The sequence below is a fragment of the Spirillospora sp. NPDC000708 genome (assembly GCF_040299565.1).
Classification (GTDB): domain Bacteria; phylum Actinomycetota; class Actinomycetes; order Streptosporangiales; family Streptosporangiaceae; genus Spirillospora.
Genome location: NZ_JBEPCJ010000044.1, coordinates 37,784 through 53,072, shown reverse-complemented (window position 1 = coordinate 53,072; position 15,289 = coordinate 37,784). Strand labels below are relative to the sequence as shown.

The 15,289-nt window shown below is 71.3% G+C and carries 14 protein-coding genes and 1 tRNA gene; 10 read left to right on the top strand and 5 right to left on the bottom strand.

Annotation, left to right across the window (positions count from 1 at the left end; all coding sequences use genetic code 11):
• Positions 1-54 precede the first annotated feature (54 nt).
• The gene (locus tag ABT299_RS28350) at positions 55-648 is read left to right on the top strand and encodes a TetR/AcrR family transcriptional regulator (RefSeq protein WP_387032348.1); all 594 of its coding nucleotides are present in this window, start codon (positions 55-57) and stop codon (positions 646-648) included.
• On the opposite strand, the gene ABT299_RS28345 is transcribed toward ABT299_RS28350, so the two are convergent.
• The 3 genes from ABT299_RS28345 to ABT299_RS28335 all read right to left on the bottom strand — a co-directional run bounded on the left by ABT299_RS28345 (position 637) and on the right by ABT299_RS28335 (position 4,207).
• Positions 637-2,787, bottom strand: a complete 2,151-nt coding sequence (locus ABT299_RS28345) for an MMPL family transporter (protein ID WP_500252563.1) — start codon at positions 2,785-2,787, stop codon at positions 637-639. The genes ABT299_RS28350 and ABT299_RS28345 overlap by 12 nt on opposite strands.
• Before the next feature lie 130 nt (positions 2,788-2,917).
• The gene (locus ABT299_RS28340) at positions 2,918-3,406 is read right to left on the bottom strand and encodes a hypothetical protein (RefSeq protein ID WP_500252562.1); all 489 of its coding nucleotides are present in this window, start codon (positions 3,404-3,406) and stop codon (positions 2,918-2,920) included.
• A gap of 6 nt (positions 3,407-3,412) precedes the next feature.
• On the bottom strand, positions 3,413-4,207 hold the full coding sequence (locus ABT299_RS28335) for a metalloregulator ArsR/SmtB family transcription factor (protein WP_206700150.1): 795 nt from the start codon (positions 4,205-4,207) through the stop codon (positions 3,413-3,415).
• Between the two features lie 219 nt (positions 4,208-4,426).
• Here ABT299_RS28335 and ABT299_RS28330 point away from each other — a divergent pair, with 219 nt between their 5' ends.
• Positions 4,427-4,897: a hypothetical protein gene (locus ABT299_RS28330; RefSeq protein ID WP_500252561.1), complete on the top strand. Its 471-nt coding sequence runs from the start codon at positions 4,427-4,429 to the stop codon at positions 4,895-4,897.
• A gap of 86 nt (positions 4,898-4,983) precedes the next feature.
• Complete coding sequence (locus ABT299_RS28325) at positions 4,984-5,589, top strand: carbonic anhydrase (protein ID WP_190862058.1); 606 nt, start codon at positions 4,984-4,986, stop codon at positions 5,587-5,589.
• 243 nt (positions 5,590-5,832) lie between these two features.
• On the opposite strand, the gene ABT299_RS28320 is transcribed toward ABT299_RS28325, so the two are convergent.
• Positions 5,833-6,510, bottom strand: coding sequence for a hypothetical protein (locus ABT299_RS28320; protein ID WP_500252560.1), 678 nt, complete (start codon positions 6,508-6,510; stop codon positions 5,833-5,835).
• Between the two features lie 754 nt (positions 6,511-7,264).
• On the opposite strand from ABT299_RS28320, the gene ABT299_RS28315 reads away from it, so the two are divergent.
• Positions 7,265-7,753 carry a GNAT family N-acetyltransferase gene (locus tag ABT299_RS28315; RefSeq protein WP_500252559.1) on the top strand — a complete coding sequence of 163 codons (489 nt, stop codon included), beginning with the start codon at positions 7,265-7,267 and terminating at the stop codon, positions 7,751-7,753.
• Between the two features lie 1,223 nt (positions 7,754-8,976).
• Here ABT299_RS28315 and ABT299_RS28310 read toward each other — a convergent pair.
• Positions 8,977-9,048 (bottom strand) — tRNA-Arg (locus tag ABT299_RS28310).
• Between the two features lie 129 nt (positions 9,049-9,177).
• Between ABT299_RS28310 and ABT299_RS28305 the strand changes: the two genes are divergently transcribed.
• The 6 genes from ABT299_RS28305 to thrB are packed head-to-tail and all read left to right on the top strand — an operon-like array spanning position 9,178 to position 15,056.
• Positions 9,178-9,540 (top strand): response regulator transcription factor, encoded by a 363-nt coding sequence (locus ABT299_RS28305; protein WP_190862106.1) that lies wholly within the window; start codon positions 9,178-9,180, stop codon positions 9,538-9,540.
• A gap of 21 nt (positions 9,541-9,561) precedes the next feature.
• A complete protein-coding gene (locus tag ABT299_RS28300) occupies positions 9,562-10,257 on the top strand; it encodes a DALR anticodon-binding domain-containing protein (RefSeq protein WP_500252558.1) in 696 nt (231 codons plus the stop codon).
• Positions 10,254-11,651, top strand: coding sequence for a diaminopimelate decarboxylase (gene lysA / locus ABT299_RS28295; RefSeq protein WP_500252557.1), 1,398 nt, complete (start codon positions 10,254-10,256; stop codon positions 11,649-11,651). The genes ABT299_RS28300 and lysA overlap by 4 nt, the downstream gene beginning before the upstream one ends.
• A complete protein-coding gene (locus ABT299_RS28290; protein WP_500252556.1) occupies positions 11,648-12,982 on the top strand; it encodes a homoserine dehydrogenase in 1,335 nt (444 codons plus the stop codon). Before lysA ends, ABT299_RS28290 begins: the two co-directional genes overlap by 4 nt.
• 53 nt (positions 12,983-13,035) lie before the next feature.
• Positions 13,036-14,103, top strand: a complete 1,068-nt coding sequence (gene thrC / locus ABT299_RS28285; protein WP_190862044.1) for a threonine synthase — start codon at positions 13,036-13,038, stop codon at positions 14,101-14,103.
• Positions 14,103-15,056, top strand: a complete 954-nt coding sequence (gene thrB / locus ABT299_RS28280; RefSeq protein ID WP_500252555.1) for a homoserine kinase — start codon at positions 14,103-14,105, stop codon at positions 15,054-15,056. Before thrC ends, thrB begins: the two co-directional genes overlap by 1 nt.
• Positions 15,057-15,289 lie beyond the last annotated feature (233 nt).

Sequence of the window (15,289 nt, the reverse complement as noted above, 5' to 3'; positions counted from 1 at the left end):
GCCGAGCGATACTAGATAGATCGATCTAGCGAGAGCAAGGGCTAGGCTGCCGGCATGGGTTCCGACACGCGGGCGCGGCTGCTGGAGGCGGCGGCGCGACTGTTCCGCGAGCAGGGGTACGCGGCGACCGGGCTGAAGCAGGTCACCGCGGAGGCGGAGGCGCCCTGGGGCTCGCTCTACCACTTCTTCCCCGGCGGGAAGGAGCAGCTCGGCATCGAGACCGTCGGCCATTCGGGCGCGCGCTACCTGCGGCTCTTCGAGCTCGTCTACGAGCGGGCCGAGGGAGGCGCGGACGAGGCCGTCCGCGACATGTTCCGGCTCAGCGCCGAAGCCCTGGAGACCTCCGGATGGGCCGACGGCTGCCCGATCGCCACCGTCGCGCTGGAGGCGGCCACCACCAGCGAGCCGCTGCGCCACGCCTGCGCGGACGTGTTCGCCGGCTGGCGCGCCGCGACGGCGCGGCGCTTCGCGTCCGAGGGCATCGAACCCGCGGACGACCTGGCGACCTACGTCTTCGCCGCGTTCGAGGGAGCCCTCGTCCTGAGCCGCACCGGCCACGACACCGCCCCGTTGCGGGTGACCGCCGGCATCGTCGCCGAGACGATCCGCCGGCACGGCCCGCGAAGCGGGAACGCGTCAGGCGTGTAGGCGGGGGAGCAGGCGGTCCAGGCGGCGCGGGATCCACCAGTTCGATCCGCCCATCAGGAACATGAGCGAGGGCACCAGCACGAGCCGGATGACGGTCGCGTCGAGGACGACGCTGAAGGCCAGGCCGAGCGCCAGCATCTTCACCACGACGGTGGGCGACGCGGTGAACGACAGGAACACCGCCGTCATGATGAGCGCCGCGCTGGAGATGACTCGTCCGGTGACGGCCAGCCCGCCGGCCACGGCACGGGTGTTGTCCCGGGTCTCGCGCCACCCGGCCGCCATCCGCGACAGCAGGAAGATCTCGTAGTCCATCGACAGGCCGAAGACGATCGCGAACATCATCATCGGCACGTAGGACTCGATCGGGACCCCCTTGGGAAGGCCCAGCACCGCGTCCCCCCATCCCCACTGGAAGACCGCGACGAGCGCGCCCCACGACGCGGCCGTGGTGAGCAGGTTCAGCGCGACGGCCTTGAGCGGGATCACCAGGCTGCGGAAGACGGCCATCAGCAGCAGGTACGCCAGGACCAGCACGATCCCGATGATGATCGGCAGGCGCCGCGCGACGGTGTCGCGGAAGTCGAGCTGCGCGGCCGTGCTGCCGGTGAGGTAGGCCCTCGCGCCGGTGTCGCGCAGGGCGCCGGGCAGCGTCCGGTCGGTCAGCGTGCGGAACAGGTCGGACGTCGCCGAGGTCTGAGGCCCGGTGGTGGGTGTGACGGTGGAGACGAGGAGCGCGCCGTCCGGGCTCGGCTGCGGCTGGGTGGCGCCGGCGACCCCGTGCGTCCCCTGGAGCGCGCGCGAGAGATCGGCGCTGATCTGGCTCGCCGGGACGGTCGCGTGCCGGACGTCCGCGACGACGGTGAACGGGCCGTTCGCGCCCGGCCCGAACCCCGGCCCGCCGGCGCCGGCGATCCAGTCGTAGGCGTGGCGGGTGGCGCTACCGGACGGGTCGGCGCCCGCGTCGACATGCCCGAGCCGCATGGAGAACACCGGCACCGCGCACACGACGGGCAGCGCGAGACCGGCGACGAGGAACGTCCACGGGCGATGCTCGATCATCGCGGCGTACCGGCGCCAGGCGTCGTGGCCGCTGGAGGACTCCGCGACGGGGGCGCGGACCGAGAGCCGGTCGATGTGCCGGCCCGCCGGCCCGAGCGCGGCCGGGACGAGGGTCATCGCCGCGGCGGCGCTGATCAGGACGGCCATCGTCGCGGCCAGGCCGAGCTTCCCGATGAACGACAGGCCGCTGGCGTAGAGGCTGAGCAGCGCCACGGCGACGGTGAGCGCCGCGACCGCGACGGCGTGGCCGCTGGAGCCCGCGGTCCGTCCGGCGGCCTCGACCGGCGGGCGGCCGTCGATGAGGTCCTGGCGGAACCGGGTGGTCAGGAACAGCGCGTAGTCGATGCCGACGCCTAGCCCGAGCATGGTCGCGAGGGTCGGCGCGGCGGTCGCGAAGGTGATGACGCCCGCGAGGATGCCGACCACACCCGTCCCCACGGCCACCGCGATCAGGGCGGTGACCAGCGGTGTCACGGCCGCGCCGACGCTGGCGAACGCGAGGAGCAGGATGACCAGCGCGGCGCCGATGCCGACGAGCTCGCTCGCGAGGTCGTTCGCGGGCGGCCGGACGATCTGGGTGAAGTCCCCGCCGTACCCGACCCCGACACCCGCGTCCCGTGCCGGGGCGGTCGCGTCGTCGAGGTGCCTCGTGTACCCGTGGCCGAGCTTCCTCAGCTGCTCGTCGAACGTCGCGGTGGCCGACACCGTCCGGCCGTCGGTGCTGGTCAGCGGGGTGGAGAGACCGGTGACGTGCGGTAGCGCGCGCAGGTCGTCGAGGCTCTGGTCGACCGCCTGCCGGTGCGCCGCCACGGTGCCGGCGCCGACGTGGAACACCACGACCCCGCTGGGCCGCCCGGCGGCGGGGTCGGACGCGGCGAGCAGGCCGGCGCCGGTATCGGACTGGGTGCCGGGCAGGCTGACCTGGTCGCTGAAGACGGGGGCGACGGCCTTGCGGCCGCCGAGCGCGGCCACCAGCAGGACGAGCCACGCGGCGAGCACCCAGCCGGGGTGGCGGGCGCAGAACGAGCCGAGGCGGGCCAGGCCGGCGGGGCGGCGGCCGGGCGCGATGGACGACACACGATCTCCCAGCGACGTCGGGACTGGCAGAACCGTATGGTCGGGGCGCCCCGCCACCGGCCCGCCGACCTGCCGCCGATGGCAAAGCCTTGGTCGAGGACCGTCGCCCACCGCGCTTGCGGCGCGGCGTTCAGAGGCCAGCGGGCGCGGTGACGAGGGACAGGATCTGCTGCGTGTGGCCGGGCAGTTCCGTCTCGGCGAGCCCTGTGAGGAGGTCCCGCAGCGGCAGGGGCTGATCGACCAGGCAGGCGCCGTTGGACAGCAGCCGCGTGGGCACGGGTGTGTCGAGTTCCGCGTCGCTCAACGCCGGCCCGCTGAGCGCGCACAGGGCGTCCGCCTGCCGCCGGACGCGGTCGCGGAGCCCGGCGCCGCCGCCCGCGAGCGCGATGACGCGGTCGATGGTCCAGGTGTCGAGCGCGACGCGGTTGTCGTACGCGGTGTGGACGCCGGACGCGACCGCCGACGCCGCCGCGATCGTGGCCGACGTGATGAGCGAGACGTGCGCCAGGATCTGGTCGGCCGTCCACTCACCGGGCGGCGGCGCCGCGACCGCCCCGTCCACGGTGACGGCGGCGTCGAGCAGCCCACCGTAGGCCGCCTCAAGCCGGGTGCTCTCCACGGGACGTCACATCTCCCAGGGGGCCTGCGGAAGGACGTCACCGGTCTCGAGCAGGGACTTGAGGTTCGCCAGCACGGCGGGCCACCCCTGCGAGATCCCGTTCAGCATCTCCTTGTCGGGCAGGTTCTCGTGGGTCACCGTCAGCCGGACGATCTCCTCGTGCGGTTCGACGAGGAACGTGACCACCGACGGCTCCCGCTCCAGCTCGGCGTCCGGACGGTCCTCGAAGGTGATCACGAGACGGGTCGGCGGCTCCGCCTCCAGGACCCGCCCGACGACGTCGACGGCCCCCGAACCGTCCGTGCGCCGGTGCTCCCAGGACGACCCCGGCTGCCAGTCGGAGACGTTGGCGTGCCCCCAGTAGCGCGCCGTCAGATCGGCGTCGGTCAGCGCGCGCCACACCTGCTCGGCGCTCGCGCGGATGTAGGTGACGTACACGTAGGTCGGCACGGATACGGCCGTCTCGGTCATGGCGTACTCCTCGGCTTGGTTCCGGATGGCGCTGAGCGCTTCCAGCCGCGGCCTCTCGAACTCCGCGATCCAGCGCTGCTCGATCTCGTGGATCGGTGCCGGGTTGAGGTAGTGCAGCCGTTGCCGCCCGCGCCGCACCACGGTCACGAGGCCAGCGTCGACCAGCACGTTCAGGTGCTGCGTCGCCGACTGGCGCGCCATCTCCAGGCGCTCGCACAGCTCGCCCAGCGTCTGCCCGTTGCGCTCCCGCAGCCGGTCGAGCAGCAGGCGCCGGGTCGGATCGGCCAGCGCCTTGAAGGCCGCGTCCATCGCAGTGGCTTCCCGATTCACGCCACCCATTATGCAGGCATTCACCTGCATAATGTCAATCACCGGCATCGCCGCAGCTCAGAGGGTCCGAACGCCCAGCGCTGGCCGCCTGGCCCTGTGGTCGGAGGGCGACGCCGACGTCTCCCCGGGTCGTTGGTGGTGACTTTGGGTAATGCATGCTCTACGATTAGCTACGCACAGTGATATTCGGTGGCTTGGTACCAGGGTTCCGAGGATCGGATGGACACCAGGATGGCGACCTGCCTCACCCGCACGACACGCCTGCTGGTGTTGGTGCTCGCCCTGCTGCTCACCGGCCACCTCGCCGCCAATCCCGACGGGCACCACGAGACCGCGCGCCTGCCCCTGGCGGGGTCCCAGCTCGAACAGGCCGCACGGTCGGAGACCCTCGCGAAAGGCGTCGCGTCCGTCGCCCTGATGGCGGACACGATGGCCGCCGCCTCCCATGGAGGGAAGGACGCCCACCCCCGCTGGTGCACCGCAGGCCAATGCGAGCGAGGCATCGCACCACGCCAGCGACTCGTCGGCGAGGCCCCGACCGTCGCCGGCTGCCATCCCGGCGCGGCCGCGTCCGAAGCGGGCCTGGAACGCGGGGCAGGGCTCTCGCGCTCATCGCTGGGGAGATGGCATGCCCGGACGCATTCGGCGCGTTCCTTGACGCCGTCATCGCTGCAGATCTTCCGACTCTGATCAAACGCCACGCGCCCGGGGCCGAGCCCTGCGCGGCGCGACGTCGCCGATGACCCCCTCATTCCATCGACCGTGGGAGACCCGCCATGGAGTCGCTGATCCGGCATGCCCGCACCATCACCCCGCACCCGTCCACGAGCCCCCGTCCCCAGACCGCAAGGAGCACCGCGGCGCCGCAACGACCCGAAGCGCTGTTCATCGCCTGCTCCGACGCCCGCGTCTCTCCGGCCTTCCTCACCGGAGCCCGACCGGGCCAGCTCTTCGAGCTGCGCAACGTCGGCAACGTCGTCCCGCCCCACCGGCCCGGCCGCCCCACCGGTGAAGCCGCCACCATCGAATACGCGGTCTGTGTCCTGGGCGTCACCGACATCGTGGTCTGCGGTCACTCCGACTGTGGAGCCGTCCGCACGCTGAGGCCCGGGGGCCTCTCCATCAGCGCGTTCACCACCTGGTGGTGGCTCACCCGCACCAACCAGCGTCCTCGCCGCCCCGCGGCCCCAACGCCGGCCGATCCCGGGCAGCTCCACCTCCTGGCCCAGCTGGAAAAGCTCCGCCGCTACCCCAAGGTCGCCCGCGGCCTCGCCCACGGCCGCCTGCGCGTCCACGGCTGGTTCTACAACCTCTCCGACGGCCGAGTCCTCGTCGCCCCCACCGACAATCCCCCCTCAACCACCACTTTCGCCCCACTATGACGCCAGACCACGCCAAGACGGGCGCCGTCGGCTCCTCGCCCGCGAAAAGGGCGGCGGCCTCGACCTCTGACCACCCGGTGGCCCGGCGGATGCCAAACCGCCGGGCCGCCGCAAGGATCCATCGAGCGGCGACCTATCGCGAAAAGGGCTGTACATGGCCGGAAACGACCGGCTCAGTCATTGTCGTGCGATGTCGTCCGTCGGCGACACCCCTTTATGAAGCGCCTGTACTTCCGACCTCCCCTAGAACCATGCCTTCTTGAGTGCTATGTCGTCACTTTCTCGTGCTCTCTTCTTGAAGTATGTGGCGCGCCAGAGCTGGCCTTTTGCGCTCACGTCAAGAACGTTCCCTCGCTGGCACTGAAAGAGAACGGGACGTCCGTTGATGTATTCTTGCACGCCTTCAGGATGGTGTAGGCAGTGATCGCCGTTGGCCAGTTGGAAGGCCCAAAGTGTTTCGGCGCTCTCCTTTCCCGCTGATGGCGGGGATGTCGTGTCCGTGATGTTGTGCGGCGGTCCGTCCAGGTGCGCTACTCGGGCGTGCTCCCAAGGGGCGCCGACGCAGATGATCTCCTTTCCTTTCAGATCTTCGAAACCGTCGCCGAAGGAGGGTTCAAAGCAGGGGTCTTCGACTGTGTGGTCGCTCAAGAAGCAGCGGTGGGTGTTCGCGGCGAACTTGGCTCGGGAGGGCTGATCGCAACCCGCTGTGAGTGACGGATTCCGTACGTCCTCTGCGCGCCCCTCCCATGGATCGAAGACATGCAGAGCGGTCCGCTGTGGTTCCGCCGGATAAAAGTGCGCATAGGCCAGTTTGCCACCGGTAATCGCGAGGCCCGCGATGCCTGCGAGACCGGCTATGACCGCGATGATGTCGGCTGCCCGCTTGCCATGCGAGGTCGTCGGCTGTTGTGCTGTGCTCACGACGTCAACATGAGCGAGCGCCATAGGAGCGTCAAGGAGCAATTGCGGCCACACGCGATCATGTATCTGGCGGTGGTGGATACTCCGTAGGAATCGCGCGGCGTGCTCGACGGTTTCTTTGATCTTGCATCGCACCGGTGGACGAAGGTCGTGAAGCCCGCGGTGCTACGAGCCCACTGCCGCTCTGCCACGCGCCGGCAGTTGCGGTCAGGTTGATGGAGGTGCCCTTGGCCATGAGGACACCGCGCTGCCGGAATCCACGAGAAAAGCACGCTGCCGACCTGCTGGCACCGTGCGCACGTGCCGGGTGCGCCTCACCGATCATGCCGGAGTGGGTCGCCGCGAACTCGTCCAAGTGCTCGTCGGCCACGAAGAAGGGGCCCGCGCCGGTATTGAAGCTGCCAGTTCAGGTGACGTCGCGCGACCTGATCTTCCCACTCGTCAGGCGGTCGCCCTTCACCTCGGTGCTCTGTAAAGGGCCCTTCGCATATGGCCCGGGCTGACCTGGTGAGATGACCTCGGTGCCGTTCCACGTATGTTCCGTGAACGGCGATGAACGGTGGCTTGGCACGCGGCCGCATATACAAGGTTCTGACCGGCAGGGACACTGCCGCTGGTGTCGGTTCGTGGTTGGCCCCTGGCCCCGCGCTGAGAGTTGATGCTCCGCGAACTCGATCGCGGAGTGAAGACGTCCGGCGTTAGCGTTAGCCGGCCCCGCCACCGCTGGGTCACCGGAGAGCGAGAGGTAGTGCTCATGGCCGACATCACGGTGTCGCTGACCGTCCGCGACCTGACCCATGAGGATCTTCCCTCGTGCGCTTGGTCCGGGTCGGCCACTCACCTGGTGAGCATGGCCAAGGCTCTGGATCGGGCCGCGCGTGGCGAGGTGGACTACCTCGCCGTCTGCCCGCCTTCCGGTCTGCCGGTGGCGGTCGGCGGAGTCGACTACGCCAAGACGCCTGGCGCGGGAACCCTCTGGCAACTGGCCGTGCATGAGGCGCTGCAGTCGTGCGGGATCGGCACCGTTCTGATTCAGGCTGCCGAGCAGCGGATCCGCGCTCGCGGGCTGGACAGCGCTGAACTCGGCGTCGAAGAGAGCAACCCGCGGGCCCGCGCCTTGTATGAGCGGCTCGGCTACGTCGCCTACGGGAGCGCGCCTGACTCGTGGGTGGTGGAAGGCCCGGACGGAACCACCACCCGATACGAAACGATGTGCACGCTGATGCGCAAGCCGCTGCCGTAGTTCGGGGTAGACGGCCGCCGCCCCCGGGGCCGCGACTCCGACGAACCCTTGGGCGGTTATCAGTTGTCTCCCTCGATGGTGGAGCCGGGGTGGCCGTCCAGCACGTCGTCCATACGCTGGAATCAGACGTCGTTGAAGCCGGCGACGACCTTGGCGTAGATCTTCTGCAGCACTTCGAGGCTGTGACCCGCCCACTCGGCCACCTGAGGCGCCGGGACGCCGGCATACAGGCGTCAAAAGCACGCCACCGTGGCGGCGGAGGTCGTACGGGCGGCCCAGGACCGGTGACTTCCGCTCGTCAGGACTCAGACCGCTCGAGGGAGCGCGCTGCCAGACGCGCAGTACGTCGAGGGATGGATGATCCCGCCATTGACGGAGCGGAAGAGTCGGCCCTCCGACACGACGCCGAACCGACGGATGTGCTCGCGAAGCAACTCGACCAGCTCGGGGCGGGATGCACACCACGCGGACTTCGCGGCGACCGCGGCCCTTGAGGCCACGGTCCTTGTGAACCTGGCCGCTGCCCGTTCAGGCCTTGCCGGCAATGGGCTTGTTGTGGGCGAGGATGAGCTTGCCCCAGCCACTGGACGGTAGATGTGAGTCCTTCTTGCGTCGAAGAGGCCGGCCCTTTTCAACTCGGTCAAGCGGCGGCTGGCGGTGGCCTGGGAGCGTTCAGGGCTGAGGCGAGGCGGGACGTGGTGGCGTCGAAGGGGTGGGGCTTGCCGTTGCGGTGGGCGCGGTCTACCGCGGCTGTATAGAGGCGCCAGGCTTCGGCCGAGATGGTGTCGGCGAGGCGGCGGCGTCCGGCCCAGACCATGTCGAGGGTCTAGGCGGAGACGGGGCGTAGCGTTCGCTGGTCTCGTGGGGGCGGTGTAGGACGCTGCTTGCTCGTTCGGCCAGGAAGCGGCGGCGGGCGGTGGCGGGGGCGCGGCCGCCGTCCAGGCCGTGGGGCATGAGGGTCTCGTACATCGCCCACGTCCAGACGGCCAAGCCGCTGTGGTCGGGGGAGTAGATGAGGGAGCGCGGGATCTGGACGTGGCCGCTGGGCGCCCTGGCGCACGTCATCGGCGGCCCCGATCGTGGGGCGCCGGGATGTCTGTTTCACAGTGAGCCCCCAGACGGCGGCCATTGGCGGCGGCCGGTTGCACAGGGCTGCACAAATGGAAAAACCCGTCCGGCCTGTTTTCCCAGGTCGTAACGGGTTTCTGGTGGTGATCTCTGGGTGCCCCCTGCAGGATTCGAACCTGCGCACACGGCTCCGGAGGCCGTTGCTCTATCCCCTGAGCTAAGGGGGCCCTTGCGTCGCTGTGCGGCGCGTGTTGAAGGTTACCAGGGTTGGCGGGGTGACGCGTACGTGGACGTTCGCCGTGCGTTCCAGGGTGGAGTCGACTAACTTCAAGGCCGTGACCGAGCCTCTGGGACGCGTGCTGGTCGTCGACGACGACGAGGTGATCCGGCAGCTCATCGCCGTGAACCTGCAACTCGAGGGGTTCGAGGTCTCGACCGCGGTGGACGGTCAGGACTGCCTGGAGAAGGTGGTCGAGGTGCGGCCGGACGTGATCACGCTGGACGTGATGATGCCGCGGCTGGACGGGTGGGTGACGGCGGTCCGGCTCCGGGAGGACCCGGGGACCGCGCACATCCGGGTCGTGATGATCACGGCGCGGGCGCAGGAGCACGACGTCAGGCGCGGGCACGAGATCGGTGTGGACGCCTATGTGACGAAGCCGTTCGACCCGAACCAGTTGATCCAGACGGTGCGGAAACTCGCTGCGGTGTCCAGATAGTGGTCGGATAGTCTCACCAGAGTGACTCCGGCCGAGGTGAGCGATGCCCTGGTGGCGGCGGCGCGCGATGCCGTCGCCGCGGGCGGGCTGGACGTCGCGGTGCCCGACGAGGTGCTCGTCCTCGCCCGCGGCGCCGGGGTCTTCGAGAGCCCCGTGGCGCTGGTGCTGGGGATAGGGCCCGAGGCGATCGCGGCACGGGTCGGGGGGACCGTCAGCGGGCGCGGGTTCGTGCGGGTCGAGGTACCGGCGGCGGACGTGGTGGAGGGGATCCTGCGGGATCTCGATTACGGTCTGGCCCGCGTCCCGCGGTTCGGGTGGGACGATCGGCCGCGGACGTTCGAGAACCCCGGGTTCTCGGTCCGGTACGCGTACGCGCGGGCCTGCTGGGTCGGGCGGTGGGCCCGGGAGCTCGGGGTCGGCGAAGGCGCCCTGGTGGAGCCCGCGGACGCGGAGACGCGGCTGGTGGGGGCCCTCGCGGAGGTGCCGGGACGGGCCGCGCAGGCCGAACGGGAAGGCGACGCCAGGCCGCTGGCGTTCTGCTTGGAGAGGGTCGCCGGGGCGTACCACGACGTCCATGAGCGGTGCCCGGCCGTGCCCCTGGGGGACGAGAAACCCGGGGCGGTGCACGCGGGACGCGCCGGACTGGCGCGGGCCGCGCGCGTCGCCCTCGGCAACGGCCTGAAGATGATCGGTGAGACCCCTAGAGAGCGGATATGAGTCGAGTTCACCCTGCCGGGCCCCGGCACGCGGACGTCCTGCCCGAAGACCACCCGGCGGGGCCGGCGGACGACCTGAACGCCCTGGACGCGCACGTGTGGCCGCGCGGCGCGGCCCGTGCGGACGGCGTGCTGACGATCGGCGGCGTCGACGTGCGGGACCTGGCGAAGGAGTACGGGACGCCCCTGTACGTCTATGACGAGGAGGACGTGCGGTCCCGGGCGAGGGAGTACGCGGCGGCGTTCCACGACGGTGACGTGCATTACGCGGGCAAGGCGTTCCTGTGCACGGCGGTGGCGCGGTGGCTGCAGGAGGAGGGCCTCGGGCTGGACGTGTGCAGCGGCGGCGAGCTGGCCGTGGCGCTGGCGGCGGGCTTCCCGACGGAGCGGATCACGCTGCACGGCAGCAACAAGGCGTCCTGGGAGCTGGACAAGGCCCTGGAGGTCGGGGTCGGGCGGATCGTGGTCGACTCGTTCGAGGAGATCGCGCGGCTCGGGTACCTGGCGCAGGAGCGGGGCGTCCGGCCGAAGGTGATGGTGCGGGTCACGACGGGCGTCGAGGCGCACACCCACGAGTTCATCGCGACCGCCCACGACGACCAGAAGTTCGGGTTCTCCCGCAGCTCCGGGGCGGCGCTGGAGGCGGTCCGGCGGGTGCTGGCGCTCAGGCAGCTGGAGCTGGTGGGGCTGCACAGCCACATCGGGTCGCAGATCTTCGACGTGGACGGGTTCGAGGTCGCGGCGCACCGGCTGGCGGAGCTGCTGGTGGCGATCCGCGACGAGCACGGGATCGAGCTGCCGGAGCTGGACCTCGGCGGCGGCTACGGGATCGCGTACGTGCCGGGGGAGGAGCCGCACGACCCGAAGTCGATGGCGGACGGCCTCCGGGAGATCGTGGCGCACGAGTGCCGGGCGTACGGGCTGGCGATGCCGCGGCTGACGGTGGAGCCGGGCCGGGCGATCATCGGCCCGGGCGGCGTGACGCTGTACGAGGTCGGCACGGTGAAGGACGTCGAGGGGCTGCGGACGTACGTGTCGGTGGACGGCGGGATGAGCGACAACCTGCGGACCGCCCTGTACGGCGCCGAGTACACCGGCGCGCTCGCCAGCCGGTCGTCCGAGGCGTCCCCCATGCTCAGTAGGCTTGTCGGCAAGCACTGCGAAAGCGGGGACATCGTCGTGCGGGACCTCTGGTTCCCCGAAGATATTGCGGCGGGGGACCTGGTGGCGGTGGCCGCGACCGGTGCGTACTGTCGATCGATGGCCAGTAACTACAACCACGTCCCGAAGCCCGCCGTGGTGGCGGTGAAGGACGGCAGGTCGCGCGTGATCGTCCGCCGGGAGACCGCCGAGGACCTGCTGCGGCTGGATGCGGATGCGGAGGTCGGAGCGTGAAACCCGAACGTGGCCCGCTGCGGGTCGCGCTGCTGGGATGCGGCGTCGTCGGCAGCGAGGTCGTCCGGCTGCTGCGCGAGCAGGCCGACGATCTCGCGGCGCGGGTGGGGACGCCGCTGGAGCTGGCCGGGGTCGCGGTGCGGCGGCCCGAGCGGGTCCGCGCGGGCGTCGACCCGGAGCTGGTCACGACGGACGCGCAGGCGCTGGTCACGCGGGACGACGTGGACATCGTCGTCGAGGTGATCGGCGGGATCGAGCCGGCCCGGACGCTGATCCTGGAGGCGATGAAGACCGGCAAGTCGGTCGTCACCGCGAACAAGGCGCTGCTGGCCGAGGACGGGGCGACGCTGTTCGCCGCGGCCCGCGAGTACGGCGCCGACCTGTACTACGAGGCGTCGGTGGCGGGCGCGATCCCGCTGCTGCGGCCGCTGCGGGAGTCGCTGGTCGGCGACCACGTGCACCGGGTGCTCGGCATCGTCAACGGCACGACGAACTACATCCTCGACCAGATGGACTCCGCCGGGGCCGGGTTCCACGAGGCGCTGGAGGAGGCGCAGTCGCTCGGGTACGCGGAGGCGGACCCGACGGCGGACGTGGAGGGCTTCGACGCGGCGGCGAAGGCGGCGATCCTGGCGCAGCTCGCGTTCCACACCCCCGTGACGGCGGCGGACGTGCACCGCGAGGGCATCACCGAGGTGTCCGCGGCGGACGTGGCGGGCGCCAAGGGCATGGACTGCGTGGTGAAGCTCCTCGCGATCTGCGAGCGCGTCCCCTCGGACGGCGGCGCGCGGGACGGCCGGGACGGCCGGAACGGGCGCGGGGTGTCGGTGCGGGTGTACCCGGCGATGATCCCGCGGACGCATCCGCTGGCGAGCGTCCGCGAGGCCTACAACGCGGTGTTCGTCGAGGCGGAGTCGGCGGGGTCGCTGATGTTCTACGGCGCGGGCGCGGGCGGCGCCCCGACGGCGTCTGCGGTGCTCGGCGACCTGGTCGCGGTGGCGCGCAACGTCGTCGGCGGCACGCCGGGCCCGGTCGAGGTGACGTACGCGAAGCTCCCGGTGCTGCCGATGGGCGAGACCGTCACCCGCTACTACATCCACCTGGACGTGACGGACGAGGCGGGCGTCCTCGCCACCGTCGCGGAGGAGTTCGCCCGGCACGAGGTGTCGATCCAGGCCGTCCGGCAGGTGGGGCTGGGCGAGGAGGCGCAGCTCGTGGTGGTGACGCACCGGGCGCCGGACGCGGCCCTGTCGGCGGTCGTCGAGGGGCTGCGCGGGCTGGACAGCGTCCGCGAGGTCGCCAGCGTCATGCGCGTCGAGGGCGAGGAGTGAGATCCCGGTAGAATCCGGGTCCACATTCGCAGGTCAGCCAAGGAGACACTGACGTGAACGGGAACGCCCGCGTGTGGCGCGGCCTCATCGAGGAATACCGCGACCGGCTTCCGGTGACGGACGCGACGCCCGTGGTGACGCTGCTGGAGGGCGGCACGCCGCTGGTGCCGGCCGTCCGGCTCTCCCAGCTGACCGGCTGCGAGGTGCACCTGAAGGTCGAGGGCCTCAACCCGACCGGTTCGTTCAAGGACCGCGGGATGACGATGGCGATCAGCAAGGCGGCCGAGGACGGCGCCAAGGCGGTCATCTGCGCCTCGACCGGCAACACCTCGGCGTCGGCCGCCGCGTACGCGGTGCGGGCCGGGATGACGTGCGCGGTGCTCGTCCCCAACGGCAAGATCGCGATGGGGAAGCTGGCGCAGGCGCTGGTGCACGGCGCGCGGCTGCTGCAGGTGGACGGCAACTTCGACGACTGCCTGGAGCTGGCCCGCAAGCTGTCCGTCGACTATCCGGTGGCGCTGGTCAACTCGGTCAACAAGTATCGGCTGCAGGGCCAGAAGACCGCCGCGTTCGAGATCGTGGACGCGCTCGGCGACGCGCCGGACGTGCACTGCCTGCCGGTCGGCAACGCCGGCAACATCTCGGCGTACTGGATGGGCTACAAGGAGTACGCCGCCGACGGCGTCGCCACGCGGACGCCCCGCATGCTGGGCTTCCAGGCCAGCGGCGCGGCCCCGTTCGTCAAGGGCGAGCCGGTGCTGAAGCCGCAGACGATCGCGACCGCGATCCGGATCGGCAACCCCGCGTCCTGGCACCTCGCGATCGCCGCGCGCGACGAGTCGGGCGGCGCGATCGACTCGGTCACCGACCGGCAGATCCTCGCCGCCTACCGGCTGCTCGCCCGGGAGGAGGGCGTGTTCGTGGAGCCGGCGTCCGCGGCGAGCGTCGCGGGCCTGCTCCAGGCCGCCGAGCAGGGCGTGGTGAAGCCCGGGACGCGGGTGGTCTGCACGGTGACCGGCAACGGCCTGAAGGACCCCGACTGGGCGATCTCCGGCGCGCCGGCGCCGACCGTCGTCCGCGTCGACGCCCACGAGGCGGCCTCCGCGCTCGGCCTCACCTGATGGGGGCGCCGGAGCGGTCCGTCCTGGTGCGGACGCCGGCGACGAGCGCCAACCTGGGGCCGGGCTTCGACTCGCTCGGCCTCGCGCTGGCGCTGTACGACGACGTCGAGGTGGCGCTGACCGGCGACGGGGTGTCCATCGAGGTGGACGGCGAGGGCGCCGAGGTCGCCGACCGCGGCGAGCGGCACCTGATCGTGAAGGTGCTGCGCCGGACCTTCGACGTGCTGGACGACCTCGCCGCGGCCGGACCCGGCCAACCGGCCGGCCAGCCGAAGGGCATCCGTCTGCGATGCCGCAACCGCATCCCGCACAGCCGGGGGCTCGGTTCGTCGTCGGCCGCCATCGTCGCGGGGATCGTCGCGGCGCGCGCGCTGCACCCGCACGGCGACCTCATGGACGACGACGCCGCGCTGCGCCTCGCGACCGACATCGAGGGGCATCCCGACAACGTCGCGCCGTGCCTCGCGGGCGGCCTCACCATCGCCTGGACGACCCCGGACGGCGCGCGCCTCGTCCGGCTGGAACCGCAGGTCAGGCAGGTGGTGGCGTTCGTTCCCGAGCAGCGCCTGGCGACCGAGCGGGCGCGCGGGCTGCTGCCCGAGACCGTCCCGCACGCCGACGCCGCCGCCAACGCCGGACGCGCCGCGCTGCTCGTCGCCGCGCTGCGCGACGGCCTCGGCGACGCGGTGCTGCTGGACGCGACGGAGGACCGGCTGCACCAGAATTACCGCGCCCCCGCGATGCCGGAGTCCGCGGAACTCGTCGAACGGCTGCGTTCCGCCGGAGTGCCCGCGGTGATTTCGGGGGCAGGACCGACTGTCCTGGCCTTCACAAACGCATCACGAGTTGATTCGATGGCTGCGCGAGTGGGTAATGGGTGGCACGAACACCCGTTGGACGTCGCGACCCGCGGCGCATGCGTCGTGCCCGGTGAACCCGGCCGCCGGAGCTGACGCGGCGCCGGGGCGGGCCGGGTGCGGTCCGGGCCGTCGCGGCGCTCCGGCCGGTGCGGGTCCCCGCAAGATCCACCTAGGTAAAATGCGAAGACATCGACCTCTGGGGAATAGCAGTGTGCCCTGGTGATGTTAGGCTGATTGCCGCACCAGATGCCCCGTTCGGGGCAGCGTGCTCGTCAGCCGCGCGTCGCCTGTCCGGCCCTCCGGCCGTGTCGGTCCCGCGTACCAGG

Excerpts from the sequence above, each read along its gene's own strand:
- thrB (WP_500252555.1), top strand. The coding sequence starts at position 14,103 with ATGGGGGCGCCGGAGCGGTCCGTCCTGGTGCGGACGCCGGCGACGAGC.
- ABT299_RS28330 (WP_500252561.1), top strand. The coding sequence starts at position 4,427 with ATGGACACCAGGATGGCGACCTGCCTCACCCGCACGACACGCCTGCTG.
- ABT299_RS28350 (WP_387032348.1), top strand. The coding sequence starts at position 55 with ATGGGTTCCGACACGCGGGCGCGGCTGCTGGAGGCGGCGGCGCGACTG.
- ABT299_RS28325 (WP_190862058.1), top strand. The coding sequence starts at position 4,984 with ATGGAGTCGCTGATCCGGCATGCCCGCACCATCACCCCGCACCCGTCC.
- lysA (WP_500252557.1), top strand. The coding sequence starts at position 10,254 with ATGAGTCGAGTTCACCCTGCCGGGCCCCGGCACGCGGACGTCCTGCCC.
- ABT299_RS28315 (WP_500252559.1), top strand. The coding sequence starts at position 7,265 with ATGGCCGACATCACGGTGTCGCTGACCGTCCGCGACCTGACCCATGAG.